The sequence below is a fragment of the Caballeronia udeis genome (genome assembly GCF_044909315.1).
GTDB classification, from domain to species: domain Bacteria; phylum Pseudomonadota; class Gammaproteobacteria; order Burkholderiales; family Burkholderiaceae; genus Caballeronia; species Caballeronia udeis_A.
In genome coordinates, this window is record NZ_JBIYEB010000006.1 from 228,747 (window position 1) to 242,596 (window position 13,850).

The window sequence follows — 13,850 nt, forward strand, 5'->3', positions numbered from 1 at the left end:
GTAAATGAGCGTTTCTTCGTCCACTTCTCCAGATTCTTCCACGCCGAAAGCCCGCGTGGTGCTGATTACCGGCGCGGCGAAACGCATCGGCCGCGGGCTGGCGCTTGGTTTTGCCGCGCGCGGCTGGGATGTCGCCGTGCATTTCGGCGGTTCCGAGGGGCAAGCGCAGGAAGTCGTCCAATCGATACGCGCGCTCGGCCGCCGCGCTGTGGCGCTGCGCGCGGATCTCGGCGTGGAGAGCGACGTGGCGCGGCTGGTGCCGGCGTGTTTCGACGCGTTGGGTGGTCTGCATTGCGTGGTGAACAACGCGTCGAGTTTTGTCGAGGACACGGCGCGCGACTTCAGCTATCCGCGCCTGCTCGAGATGATGGCGATCAACGTCGGCGCGCCGCTGGCATTGGCGCGTGCGCTGTACGAGGCCACGCCCGATGCCGCCGCCGACGACGAAACCCAGCGCGGTTGCGTCATCAACGTGCTGGACCAGAAGCTATACAACATGAATCCGGATTATCTGTCGTACACGCTGACCAAGGCGGCGCTGGAAAACGCCACCGTCGCGCTGGCACAGGCGCTTGCGCCGAAGTTGCGCGTGGTCGGGCTGGCGCCGGGGCTCACGCTGCAATCCGCGGGGCAGACGGCCAGCGAATTCGAGGCAGCGCACAAGGTAACGCCGTTGGGCCGCGCTTCGCGGGTGGACGATGTGGTTGCCGCCGCTTGTTATCTGGCCGGCGCGGCGGGCGTGACGGGTACGACGCTGGTAGTCGATGGCGGGCAGCATCTCGTGCCGTCGCCGCGCGACATCATGTTTTTGACCACGGGCCGCGCTCCAGGCGGTGGCGTTTAGTAAGTCGATTTTAGTAAGTTAATCTGAATCATCAGGACACCACCATGCTCGCCGCACTTTCGCATCCCCGGCTCGCCGATTGCCGGCGGCTTTTTCTGCGCAATTACGAAGTGCGCATCAACATTGGCGTGCACGATTTCGAAAAGCAGGGCGAGCAGCGCGTGGTGATCAACGTGGAATTGTTCGTTCCGCTTGCGTTATCGACGCCGACTGAAGACAAGCTGCGCGAAGTCGTCGACTACGATTTCATGCGCTCGACTATCGCCAAGCGCGTGGGTAGAGGGCATATCCACCTGCAGGAAACCCTCTGCGACGACGTCGCTGCCGCGCTGCTGGAACATCCGAATGTGCGCGCGGTGGCGGTATCGACGGAAAAGCCGGACGTTTATCCCGACTGCGATGCCGTGGGCGTCGAAGTCTTTCGCATCAAAGAGGTGACAGCATGAGTTCGCTAACGGAAACGGAAGCGCCGGTGGTTCAGGAGACGATATCCGTCCCGGCAATGCGCGAACCGCTGACGCGCCGCGAGCAGAAGCAGGCCTACGAGAACAACAAATTGTTCAAGCGGCTGGCGCGTCAGGTGGGCGAGGCCGTCACGGACTACAACATGATCGAAGACGGCGACAAGGTCATGGTCTGCCTGTCCGGCGGCAAGGATTCGTACGCCATGCTCGAACTGCTGATGCGGCTGCGCGAACGCGCGCCGATCAATTTCGACATCGTGGCGGTGAATCTCGACCAGAAACAGCCGGGGTTTCCGGAGCATGTGCTGCCCGAGTATTTGAGCAAGCTGGATATCCCGTTTCATATCGAAAACCAGGATACGTACAGCATCGTCAAGCGGCTGGTGCCGGAAGGCAAGACCACGTGTTCGCTGTGTTCGAGATTGCGGCGCGGGATTTTGTATCGCGTGGCCGGTGAGCTCGGCGCGACGAAAATTGCGCTTGGGCATCATCGCGACGACATCCTGCAGACGTTGCTGCTGAATATGTTCTACGGCGGCAAGCTGAAGGGCATGCCCCCGAAACTGCAATCTGACGATGGCAAGAACATCGTGATCCGGCCGTTGGCGTATGTGAAGGAAAGGGATCTGGAGAAATTCGCGGAGTTGCGCGAGTTTCCGATCATTCCGTGCAACCTGTGCGGCAGCCAGCCGAACCTGAAGCGCGCGGAAATGAAGGCGCTGATTCGCGATTGGGAAAAGCGTTTCCCTGGCCGCGTGGAGAACATGTTCAATGCGCTGGGGCACGTGGTGCCGTCGCATTTAATGGATCACGGGCTGTTTCCGTTTGCCGGATTGCGCGCGACGGGCGTGGCGGACCCAGCCGGGGACATTGCGTTCGATGAAGACCCGTGCTCGACCGAAGCGCCGTCGCAGACTATTTCGATTGTTCAGTTCGACGATATTTGACATTTCGCGACAATCTTTGACGGCGGGCAAAATCCCCGCAGGACCGTTGCTCAGCAAGGCCGCACCCGGCTTTTCCGGCCATCCACGCATGCTATATTGGCAGCTCCTCACACTTCAACGAAGCTGACGCCATGAACATTGTTATTTTGGCGGCAGGCATGGGCAAGCGCATGCGTTCCGCCTTGCCGAAAGTCCTTCATCCCCTGGCTGGCCGGCCGCTCCTCTCCCATGTGCTCGACGTTGCGCGGGCGCTCAAGCCCACACGGCTCGTTGTCGTGGTCGGACATGGAGCGGAGCTGGTTCAGAAAGCAGTCGGCGCTCCCGATGTCCAGTTTGCCGTGCAGGAGCAGCAACTGGGCACCGGCCATGCGGTTCAGCAAGCGCTGTCGTTGCTCGACCTTTCCGTGCCTACGCTCATTCTCTACGGCGATGTGCCACTTACTCGCGTCAGCACGCTGCAACGTCTGGCCGATGCAGCATCCGGCGGCCGCTACGGGGTCCTGACGGTCACCCTGGACGATCCGACCGGGTATGGCCGCATCGTGCGTGATCCGACCGGTGCGGTGCAGCGCATTGTCGAACAAAAGGACGCCAATGCTGATCAACTCAAGATCGCCGAGATCAATACCGGCATTGTCATTACACCGACCGCGCAGCTTGGCGAATGGCTCGCATCGCTTAAAAATGACAACGTTCAGGGCGAGTTTTATCTCACCGATGTCGTCGAATGTGCGCTCGAAGCCGGCATCAAGGTCGTCACGTCGCCGCCGGACGAAGAGTGTGAAACGCTCGGCGTGAACAGCAAGCAGCAACTCGCCGAACTCGAGCGGATTTATCAGGGCAATATCGCCGAGGCGTTGCTGGTCGCCGGGGTCACGCTGCTTGACCCCGCGCGCATTGACGTGCGCGGCTCGCTGGCGTGTGGACGCGACGTGTCTATCGACGTGAATTGTGTGTTCGAAGGTGATGTCACGCTGGCCGATAACGTGACCGTCGGCCCGAATTGCGTGATTCGCAATGCCACTATTGGTGCGGGCACCCGGATTGATGCGTTCACGCACATTGACGGCGGCACGACCGGCTCGAATGTCGTGCTGGGACCTTATGCGCGCTTGCGTCCGGGTGCTGTGCTCGGTGACGAAGCACACGTGGGCAATTTCGTCGAAGTGAAAAACGCGGTGTTCGGGCGCGCGTCGAAGGCGAACCATTTGAGCTATATCGGCGACTCGGATATTGGGGCGCGAGTGAATATCGGCGCGGGCACGATTACGTGTAACTACGATGGTGCGAACAAATTCCGCACGGTGATCGAGGACGACGTGTTCGTGGGCTCGGACACGCAACTGGTTGCGCCGGTGCGCGTGGGGCGTGGTGCGTCCATCGCGGCCGGGACGACGGTTTGGAAGGATGTCGCGGAAAACCAGCTCGTGCTGAACGAAAAAATTCAGGTCAGTAAGAGCGGTTACGTACGGCCAACGAAAAAGAAAGCTTGAACAATAACGACGGCTCGTGCGGTTGAGCGTGCGCCCTGGCGGCGGGCGTGGCCTGATTCGAGCGCTTCACAATAATCTGTAGAGGACAACGCCATGTGCGGAATTGTCGGCGCGGTTGCGCAACGTAACATCGTATCCGTGCTGGTCGAGGGTCTGCGACGGCTGGAGTATCGCGGCTATGACTCCTGCGGCGTAGCCGTGATTGCCGATGGCGAACCGAAGCGCGCGCGCAGCGTGGCGCGCGTGACCGATCTCGCCGATCAGGTTCGCGATACGCATCTGGAAGGCGCAACTGGCATTGCGCACACTCGCTGGGCGACCCACGGCGCGCCCGTCACCGACAACGCGCATCCCATCTTCTCGCGTAACGAACTGGCACTGGTGCACAACGGGATCATCGAGAACTACGAGACCCTGCGGACCATGCTGAAGGGGAAGGGCTACGAGTTTGTCTCGCAGACCGATACCGAAGTCATCGCGCATTTGATCCACAGCAAGTATCGCGGCGATCTGTTCCAGACCGTTCGCGAGGCCGTGAAGGAATTGCATGGCGCGTATGCCATAGCCGTGATCCACAAGGATCAGCCGCATACGGTGGTCGGCGCGCGGCAGGGGTCGCCGCTGGTGGTGGGCGTGGGTGATGGCGAGAACTTCCTCGCCTCCGATGCGCTCGCGCTTGCCGGCAGCACCGATCGTTTTGCGTTCCTCGATGAAGGCGATGTGGTCGAGATCACGCTGGACGGCGTGAAGATTGTCGATCGCGATGGCGTGCCCGCGGAGCGTGAAGTTCGCGTGGTTGCGGCGTATGGCGGGGCGGTTGAGCTTGGGCCGTATCGGCATTTCATGCAGAAGGAAATCTTCGAGCAGCCGCGCGCCATTACGGACACCATTCCTCAAGCCGATCGCTTCTCTGCCGAGTTGTTCGGGGCGGACGCGACAGAAGTTTTCGCCAATATCGACAGCGTGCTTATCCTGGCGTGCGGTACGAGTTCGTATGCGGGTATGACGGCGAAGTACTGGCTTGAATCGGTTGCGAAGATTCCTACGCAAGTTGAGATTGCGAGTGAGTATAGGTATCGCGAATCGGTGCCGAATCCACGGGCTTTGGTTGTGGTGATTTCGCAATCAGGTGAGACCGCGGATACGTTGGCCGCGTTGAAGCATGCGCAGGCGCTGGGACATAAACAGACGCTGGCGGTTTGCAATGTGGCTTCCAGCGCGATGGTCCGGCTGACAAAGCTCGCGTTTCTGACGCATGCGGGGACCGAGATTGGCGTGGCTTCGACCAAGGCATTTACGACGCAGCTGGTCGGGATGTTTGTGCTGGCCGTCACGCTTGGGACTCTGCGCGGGCATGTTAGTGAAAAGCAGGAAACTGATTATCTGACGCAGTTGCGGCATTTGCCTGCGGCGCTGAATAGCGTGCTGGCGCTTGAGCCGCAGATCATCGCCTGGTCGGAAGAGTTTTCGCGTAAGGAGAATGCGCTGTTTCTCGGGCGCGGACTGCACTATCCGATCGCGCTTGAAGGCGCGTTGAAGCTTAAAGAGATTTCGTATATTCATGCGGAAGCTTATCCGGCAGGAGAGTTGAAGCATGGGCCGCTGGCGTTGGTAACTGAGGCGATGCCGGTGGTGACGGTGGCACCTAATGACGCGCTGCTGGAGAAGCTGAAGTCGAATATGCAAGAGGTCAGAGCGCGAGGGGGCGAGCTTTATGTCTTCGCTGATTCCGATACCCGGATTGTCAGCGAGGACGGTATTCATGTGATTCGGATGCCTGAGCATTATGGATTGCTATCGCCCATTCTTCACGTCGTGCCGCTGCAGTTGCTGGCTTATCACACGGCTTGTGCCAGAGGGACGGATGTGGATAAGCCCAGGAATTTGGCGAAGAGCGTGACGGTGGAGTGAGAGGGCGAGTTGAGCGCGCGGAAGTGACAATATTCAAAAGTTACCGATAAATTGCCGCGTCAGTTTCCGTTATGCGTTTGTGATTCAGCCGCAAATGTCCGACCGGTGGGATTGATAGGAAGCTTTTGATAACCGCGCCTACCGGCTGGGAAAGCGGCCCTCCGTTTGCAAAAGGCTCTCCGATTGCTGTGATTTTGGGATGCCCGGGAAGTAGGCCCGCTTGATATGGGTGCCTGCTCCGAGGCTGACATCTGAACCACAGCCACTCGACCGTCTCGGCCCGATACCTCACCGGCCGCCCACTTGCCGGCAGTTCCGGCGCCCCACGCGCGGCGACGACTATTGTTCCCATGTGTCGTTCTGCCTCGTTTCCAGTTGGGGATGCACCCGTCTCGCTTTCCCTTGTTGTTTCCCGGAACAATCTGCGCGCAAATCGCTCGATCGCGCGCACGGTGCTGTCGGACAAAACGCGCGTCAGAAACCCGCTGGGCTCTTGCCACCCGCCGACGTCAATCACTGTGTCTGTCGGCAGGGTGCCGGAGCAAGTCTGCGAGTTGCGTGTCTTCAAGTCTCAACATCGAGTGACGCTCGATCCCTGATGGCCTATGCTCCAGCTCGACCACATTGTTCATATATTTAACCTCGCAAGTTCAGATTCCTGTGCGGTATTCATCTGACATCACGCCCCGTGATCACCACTGCGTCAGCAACTCAGTCCAAAACTTCTTGATGTGAGCGCCTGAGGAAAACGTTCTCTTCCTCAGGCGCTTTTTTTGCTGATGCAGGACGCTGTAAGCCGGATTGCTACGCCCGGCTGCAGCGAGCGATTCGCGCTTGCACGTCTTGGGTAGACCTGTGGTGGGCCGCTCGTCGGCCGCTGGAGAACCGCCATGAAATCTCTGCAACTCAGATTAGCTTTTTGCCCGGCCTCTTCGCGTAATCTGTTCAAAACTTGTACAGGATTACTGATGGTTGCATGTCTCGGGTCTTGCGGCGGTTCAAGCAACAGCCCGACCACCACCGCCAGCGTGGGTGGCGCCAGTGGTACGACCGCAAGCCCGACCGCATCGTCCGCCCCGTCCACGACCACGCCGCCCAGCACAACGCCCACGCCAGCCCCCACCTCCCCTGCGACAACTACGACGCCCACCACGCCGGCATCGTCCACGGCCCCCACGCCGAGCACGACTACGCCCGCCGCAACGACTGGCGGCTCCACGCCAACCGCTGTGCCGAGCTACGCAACAGACGTGCTGATGCACCACAACGACCTCGCGCGAACCGGCCAGATGCTGGCGGAAACGACTCTTACGCCGGCCAATGTCAACTCGTCGACGTTCGGGCTATTGCGCCTTCTGCCGACCGATGGCAAGGTCGACGGGCAGCCGCTATTCGTGACGAATCTCACAATGGGTGGAGCCGTACATAACGTTGTCTATGTTGTGACGGAGCACGACAGCATCTACGCCTACGACGCCGGCAGCGGTGCCGCGTTGTGGCGAATATCGCTGGCGCCTACCGGCGAAACCCCGAGTCCGGACCCCGGTTGCACGGACATCACGCCCGAAATCGGTATCACATCGACGCCGGTGATCGACCGCTCGCGCGGCCCGAATGGCACGCTCTATGCCGTGGCCATGACCTCGGACGCCAACGGAAACGTTCATCATCGCCTGCACGCGATCGATCTTGCGACAGGAGCCGAATTGTTCGGCGGCCCGACTGAAATCGCCGCGACCTATCCGGGCAGCGGAGCGGAAGGTGCGAATGGCGTCCTTACCTTCACGCCTGCCCTGCACACCGTCCGCTCCGCGCTGACGCTGGTCAACGGCACCATCTACATGGGCTGGACCGCCCACTGCATGTCGGGCAACTACATCGGTTGGATGATGTCTTATAGCGCGGATACATTGAAGCAAACCGGCGCGCTTCCCGTTACTCCGAACGGCAGCAAGGGATCGATCTGGATGGCGGGTTCGGGCATGGCGTCGGACGGGACATCGATCTATTTCGTCGACGGCAACGGCACCTTCGACACGACGCTCAACCCACAGGGATTTCCCGCTGCCGGCGATTTCGGCGACACGTTCGTCAAGCTTTCCGCCATCCCGACGCCGGTCGTAACCGACTACTTCGCCATGTACAACACCGTGGCCGAATCCGATGTGGATGGCGATTTCGGTTCAGGCGGTGCGATGTTGTTGCCCGATCAGAGCACGGCTAACGGCACGGTCAAGCACCTGGCTCTTGCCGCGGGCAAGGACACCAACATATACGTCGTCGATCGCGACAACATGGGCAAGTTCAGTCCGACAACCAATAACATCTGGCAGGAGTTGACCGGTGTGCTGGCCGGCGGTATCTGGGGCTCGCCGGCGTACTTCAACCAGGTCGTTTATTACGGAGGCCAGACCGATACGCTCAAGGCGCTGCCTATCACCAATGCAATGCTTGCCGCCGCACCGTCTTCGCAGAGCGCGCTGGTATTTCCTTACCCCGGCGCGACGCCGGCCATCTCGGCGAACGGCACGAGTAACGGCATTGTGTGGGCGGCGGAAAATGGCACGATCGGCGCGCTTCACGCCTACGACGCCACCAATCTCGCGCACGAGTTGTACAACAGCAATCAGGCTGGCACGCGAGACCAGTTCGGCGCGGGCAACAAATTCATCACGCCGATGATCGCCGAGGGGAAGGTCTACGTTGGCGCGACGAACGGCGTTGCGGTGTTCGGCTTGCTGCATTGATGCATGGAGACGACGGGCGGATGCGGGCGAAACCTATGCTTGCCACCCGCCGTGCCAGGTGACGATGCTTCCGCCACCCATCACTCAGATATACACGCCAGATGATTCGCCAAAAGACTCGCCATGACTTTCATATCTATATGCAAAATAAGGGATTTTATGAGGTTATTCGCGTAACGAAGATCCGCCACAATAGCCGCCATGACCACCGGCAAGTTCAAATATCCGTATCACGCGGTTCACCAGATGCACCCGCTGCTGCCTTCAGAGCCAAAGCTGGACAGCCTGCGTCCGCTGGCCGCCGATGTGATTGGGCGGGCCAAGGATCTGGCGGCTCACGGCATGCCGCATCTGCGTGATCTGCTTCGCGAGGCGCTGCGGCCAATGAACTCCTACTATACGAACAAGATAGAGGGTCAACACACGGAATCGCTGCTGATCGAGCGTGCGTTACAAGAGGATTTTTCCAGGAAGCCCGCGGAAGCGCGCAAGCAACGCATCGCGATTGCCCATATTGTCACCGAGCGTTGGGGCGAAGAGACCTTCCCCACGTTCGACTCCAATGTGTTTTCGAAGCGTCTGTACCTCAAGCCATACATCGGCATTTACACGACCAGTTGTCGCCGGAAGATCTTCTTCAGATTGACGATGACGGCAAAGAGGAGAGAATCACTCCGGGCCTATGGCGAGATAGAGGTGGCAAGGTCGGCGCCCATATTCCCCGACCCGGCGACGTTATCGGATTTTATGGAGGCGTGGCATCGCGGATATCGATATGCACGGGCTGGTGAAACCGCGGTTATCGCGTTGATGGCAGCCCACCGCCGGCTCGCGTGGATTCGCCCGTTTCTCGATGGCAATGGGCGCACCGCCCGACTGCATACGCATGCCGGACTTTCTACGTTAGGGCTGACGCAAGGACTATGGTCGCCAATGCGCGGCTTCGCTCGGGACCGGGACGCTTACTGTGAGCATTTGATCACTGCCGATCGACGCCGCAAAGGCAATTACGACGGGCGAGGTGTCTTGAGCGAAAGCGGCTTGGTGGAATTTATCGCCTTCTGCATGAACCTCTGTCTCGATCAGATCGGCTTTATGGAAGGTATGCTCCAAATACGGGCATTCGAGGCGAGGTTGGCCCAAATGCTGGCGGCCGAAGCGACCAGGAGCGACACCCGCTTCCTGAGAACTGAAGCGGCGCAACCGCTCGCCTATCTGGCAACAATCAAGTCAATAGACAGAGCCCGGTTCAAGGCCATGATGGAGCTCGCAAGCCGAACGGCTGATCGTGTGCTGGCTGATCTTTTCAAACTGGGCATCGTTCGTTCGAAAACACCGAAAGGTCCCATCGAACTGGCGTTGTCAATCAAGTCGTTCCGATATCTGTTCCCGCGTCTATGGCCGGAAGCAGAAGCCGATACTGCGTGAAAAACGATCGGGAGACCCCGTCGGATATTAAACGCATATCGGTGATCCGCGAGGTGGCAGCGCGCTTATCTAACCGCGGCAACGCTTGGCCCGGCTTGCCGTGCATCACGGCAAGCATCTTCGCGAACTGACGTCGTTTGGCTGGAAATGGATATTCGTCAGGATTAGCGTATGGAGACTGGCTTGCTCGGGAGTAGCCATACGATCGCGAAACACTTTAATAATATTCTCCTAAGGTTGGCTCGACATCTGCCGATAATCCGTAGGCAACTTCTACGCAGCATCACTAACACCAAAATATAAAAGGAAGAAGGCAGATGAGATTAGCTTTAAGCGTTGTCGCAGTTGCGATGCTTGCAGGATGCTCCACTTACGCGGTGCCACGATATTCAATTTCGGCGGACAACGTAATGGCCTTAAAGTCTGCGGCGGCAAGCGGTATCGCCGTCGGGGCCTTCACGCAAGCACCGATTCCCAATCAGAACCCAAATTCGATAATGTGCCGCGGCGTGGGACCGATCAAGACGCCTGATGGCGAACCTTTCGCTGATTTCGTCAGAACGTCGCTCGTGTCGGAACTCAAGATTGCCGGGGCCTATGCACCGGACGCACCGGTTCAACTTACGGGACGGCTAGATAAAATCGATTTCTCGTCCATGTCGGGTGCGTGGAATCTGGGCCTGAGCGTTTCTTCATCCAACGGCAGAAGTCTCAGCGTGTCAGAAAACTACGCTTACTCGTCCAGTTACTTTGGCGAAACAGCTTGCAATCAAACTGCTCAAGCATTGATGCCCGCAGTGCAGGACTTGATCGCGAAGTTGGTACACGCTCCGGATTTCCCATCACTGCTCAAATAAAGACAGTCGATCGCGCACGATATCCGGTTGCGCGGTAACCACGATGGCCGGTGGACATCGTAGTTACCGCGCAACCGGACGATGGAACTCTCCTCAGTCCCCACCCAAACCGAGCACGGCCAGGGCCGCCGTACGAACCTCGTCGCTTGCACAAAGCAGAACGACAACATCGTTTTGTTTCACGTGGGTAAATGGCTCACTCATGTGATCGGCTACTTTTTGAACGTTATCGATCGAAACAGTATGCAATCGTTGGCCTCGGCGGCCTGCAATATCGCTCGAAGAGTGCGTCTCGAACGCCGACCGTAGATGAATGAAAACCCTCTTGCCATCCACGATGGAAACGATTTTTCCTGCGTGAACGTCATTGCCCCATTTGCTCTTGATATTCATATTCTCTCAGCTCTTTATTTTTTATATTTCTTGGAACAAACCCAGGAAGCATCGGCCGGTCTCACATACAGGCAGGTGTCCTATAAACCAGACGGAAGCAGATCGTTTCTACTATTGTTTCAATTTTTCCCGAACCGGCTTGACCGTCTGTCGCAATTTGCCATGATTATTTCATGGGGAACGTTTGGAGGCGCACAGAACATGCCCTCAGATTTAGGAAGGAGTGTTCGAATTTTCTGATCATGAAGGGGCATCCCCGGGAAAACCAAGGTCATCGGTATTTAGTTGCCTTCTGCCACCGACAACAGTCCGTCGACGCAACAACCTCGTTAAACTACAAATGTTGTCAACCTGATGAGGCTTGTTTCGTGTCGTCCAATTTCGAAGACCTGGTTTCATCGATACGTGCGAAGTTTCCCGAACTCAGCCCGCAATTCCAGGCGGGCGCGGGTTTCCTGCTGAATTTCCCCGACGAGGTCGCGGTTCTTTCAATGCGGAAAGTCGCTGAGCGAGCTAACGTTCAACCCGCAGCCCTCGTCCGGCTATCGCAGCAATTGGGCTTCCCCGGCTGGAACGAGCTGCGGGAGATATTCGTCGCGCGCGTCCGTACCCGGCCGGAAGCGCTAACGTCCAAGGCCCGCGCGCTAGTCAAAGGCGGCTCAGGCGAATCGTTGGTCCAGGAACTCGCTATCGCGCAAAGCCACAACCTCGAGGTCACGTTCGCACAGAACGGCACGAAGATTGTCGAGGTCGCGAAGATGCTGCGCAAAGTACCGCATGTTCACGTGGCAGGATTCCGCTCGTGCTATCCGGTCGCGTTCGCCCTGGTCTACGGGTATAGGCTATTCCGGTCGTCCGTGAGCCTGGTCAACGGCGAGGCCGGCACGCTCGAAATGCAGCTACGCGGCATGGCCAAGGGACACGCTACCGTCGTAACAAGCTTCGCCCCGTATTCAGCCGAAGCCGTGCGTGTCGCGCAGGCAGCGAAGGAGCAGGGCTGCAAGCTCGTCGCCATCACCGACAGCGCCGTGTCACCCCTCGCCCTCAACGCCGACCATGTTCTGATCTTTTCGCACGAAAGCCCGTCGTTTTTTCCGTCGCTCGTCGCCGCGTCTGCAATAGCAGAGTCGCTGGTTGCCCATCTGCTTGCACTCGAAGGGAAATCGGCCGTCGAACTGCTGGAACAAGCCGAATCCGCGCTCCATGCGAAGGGCGCTTACTCGTCGTAAGCCTTGTTCCAACGCCGGCAATATCGGCGTTGACAACATATGTTGTAGAGATGGAGAATAACGCATCGCATGTTACTGAGCGCTTGAGTTGCCGTCAATCAAGGCGAACGCCGGCTCAGAATCTTTATTCTCCAAGTGACGAGCGCCCGCGCATCGTCAGCAACATCGAGGTCAGAATGACAACCGTTTTTCATCGCGCCCCGCGAGCCAAACTTCCTGTTGCAGTTGCCGGCGATGGAATCGAAATCATCGACTCGGAAGGTAAGCGCTATATCGACGCATCGGGCGGTGCCGCGGTTTCGTGCCTGGGCCACAGCAATCAACGCGTTATCGATGCCATCAAGCGGCAGGCCCAGCAGCTTCCCTACGCTCACACATCGTTTTTCACAACGGCCGTTGCGGAGGAGTTGTCCGACCGCCTGGTCGCCGATGCTCCCGCGGGTCTGGGCCATGTGTACTTCACCTCCGGCGGCTCCGAAGCCATCGAAGCCGCCCTCAAACTCGCCCGGCAGTACTTCGTCGAAAAGGGTCAGGGGCAGCGGCGTCATTTCATCGCTCGCCGCCAGAGTTATCACGGCAACACACTCGGCGCGCTTGCTATTGGCGGAAACGCGTGGCGCCGTGAGCCGTTTCTTCCCATCCTCATCGAAGCCCATCATGTGAGTCCGTGCTATGCGTATCGCGAACAGCGCGCCGATGAAACCGAGGAAGCTTTCGCGCAGCGCCTGGCCGACGAACTCGAGTCGAAAATCCTGGAGCTCGGCGGTGACACGGTCGCAGCTTTCGTCGCCGAAACGGTCGTAGGGGCAACTGCAGGCGCGGTGCCGCCGGTGCGCGAATACTTCAAGAAAATTCGCGCGGTGTGCAACAAGTACGGCGTATTGCTGATCCTGGACGAAATCATGTCCGGGATGGGGCGTACCGGCCACCTGTACGCCTGCGCAGAGGACGGCGTGGTTCCAGACCTCCTGACTATCGCGAAGGGCCTGGGAGCCGGTTACCAGGCAATTGGTGCGACGCTCGTCAGTGACGAGATCTACAACACCATTGTCAACGGCTCGGGTTTCTTCCAGCACGGGCACACCTATATCGGCCACGCGACCGCTTGTGCGGCAGCCCTGGAAGTCCAGCGGGTTATCGCGGACGAGAAGCTGCTGAACAACGTGCAGGCAAGGGGCGAGCAGCTCCATGGATTGCTTCGCGCGCATTATGCGAGTCATCCGTTTATCGGCGACGTGCGTGGCCGAGGCTTGTTTATCGGTGTCGAACTGGTGCAGGACCGGGTGTCGAAGAAACCATTCGACGCCAGCAAGAAGTTACACGCGGTGATCAAGAGCGAAGCAATGAAGCGCGGCCTGATGGTCTATCCGATGGGCGGTACGGTAGACGGCGCCGTAGGTGACCATGTGCTGCTGGCGCCGCCGTTCATTGCCACGGCCGGACAGATCGACACAATCGGCGCACGCCTGACCGACGCCATAGACGGGGCATTGACCGCAATCGGCGCACTGGGCGCTCGCTAAGCAACAATCAAACC

At 58.9% G+C, this 13,850-nt stretch carries 11 protein-coding genes; 10 read left to right on the forward strand and 1 reads right to left on the reverse strand.

What is annotated here, in order from left to right; all coding sequences use genetic code 11:
* The first annotated feature begins 4 nt into the window (after nt 1–4).
* The 8 genes from ABH944_RS12765 to ABH944_RS12800 all read left to right on the forward strand — a co-directional run bounded on the left by ABH944_RS12765 (nt 5) and on the right by ABH944_RS12800 (nt 10,691).
* A complete protein-coding gene (locus ABH944_RS12765) occupies nt 5–844 on the forward strand; it encodes an SDR family oxidoreductase (protein ID WP_404606301.1) in 840 nt (279 codons plus the stop codon).
* 44 nt (nt 845–888) lie between these two features.
* Nucleotides 889–1,290 carry a dihydroneopterin aldolase gene (locus ABH944_RS12770; RefSeq protein ID WP_062084835.1) on the forward strand — a complete coding sequence of 134 codons (402 nt, stop codon included), beginning with the start codon at nt 889–891 and terminating at the stop codon, nt 1,288–1,290.
* A gap of 56 nt (nt 1,291–1,346) precedes the next feature.
* The gene (gene ttcA / locus ABH944_RS12775) at nt 1,347–2,255 is read left to right on the forward strand and encodes a tRNA 2-thiocytidine(32) synthetase TtcA (RefSeq protein WP_404606479.1); all 909 of its coding nucleotides are present in this window, start codon (nt 1,347–1,349) and stop codon (nt 2,253–2,255) included.
* Between the two features lie 131 nt (nt 2,256–2,386).
* On the forward strand, nt 2,387–3,748 hold the full coding sequence (gene glmU / locus ABH944_RS12780; RefSeq protein ID WP_404606302.1) for a bifunctional UDP-N-acetylglucosamine diphosphorylase/glucosamine-1-phosphate N-acetyltransferase GlmU: 1,362 nt from the start codon (nt 2,387–2,389) through the stop codon (nt 3,746–3,748).
* A 93-nt stretch (nt 3,749–3,841) separates the two neighbouring features.
* On the forward strand, nt 3,842–5,659 hold the full coding sequence (glmS, locus tag ABH944_RS12785; protein ID WP_404606303.1) for a glutamine--fructose-6-phosphate transaminase (isomerizing): 1,818 nt from the start codon (nt 3,842–3,844) through the stop codon (nt 5,657–5,659).
* A 968-nt stretch (nt 5,660–6,627) separates the two neighbouring features.
* Nucleotides 6,628–8,406: a PQQ-binding-like beta-propeller repeat protein gene (locus ABH944_RS12790; RefSeq protein ID WP_404606304.1), complete on the forward strand. Its 1,779-nt coding sequence runs from the start codon at nt 6,628–6,630 to the stop codon at nt 8,404–8,406.
* A gap of 201 nt (nt 8,407–8,607) precedes the next feature.
* A complete protein-coding gene (locus ABH944_RS12795; RefSeq protein WP_404606306.1) occupies nt 8,608–9,834 on the forward strand; it encodes a Fic family protein in 1,227 nt (408 codons plus the stop codon).
* 410 nt (nt 9,835–10,244) lie between these two features.
* Entirely contained in the window at nt 10,245–10,691 is a 447-nt protein-coding gene (locus ABH944_RS12800) for a hypothetical protein (protein ID WP_404606308.1), read from the forward strand.
* A 93-nt stretch (nt 10,692–10,784) separates the two neighbouring features.
* Here the strand turns inward: ABH944_RS12800 and ABH944_RS12805 are convergent, their stop codons facing one another.
* The gene (locus ABH944_RS12805; RefSeq protein WP_404606309.1) at nt 10,785–11,084 is read right to left on the reverse strand and encodes a hypothetical protein; all 300 of its coding nucleotides are present in this window, start codon (nt 11,082–11,084) and stop codon (nt 10,785–10,787) included.
* 368 nt (nt 11,085–11,452) lie between these two features.
* On the opposite strand from ABH944_RS12805, the gene ABH944_RS12810 reads away from it, so the two are divergent.
* Nucleotides 11,453–12,313, forward strand: a complete 861-nt coding sequence (locus ABH944_RS12810) for a MurR/RpiR family transcriptional regulator (RefSeq protein WP_404606310.1) — start codon at nt 11,453–11,455, stop codon at nt 12,311–12,313.
* A 176-nt stretch (nt 12,314–12,489) separates the two neighbouring features.
* Entirely contained in the window at nt 12,490–13,836 is a 1,347-nt protein-coding gene (locus ABH944_RS12815) for an aspartate aminotransferase family protein (protein WP_404606311.1), read from the forward strand.
* The last annotated feature ends 14 nt before the right edge of the window (nt 13,837–13,850 follow it).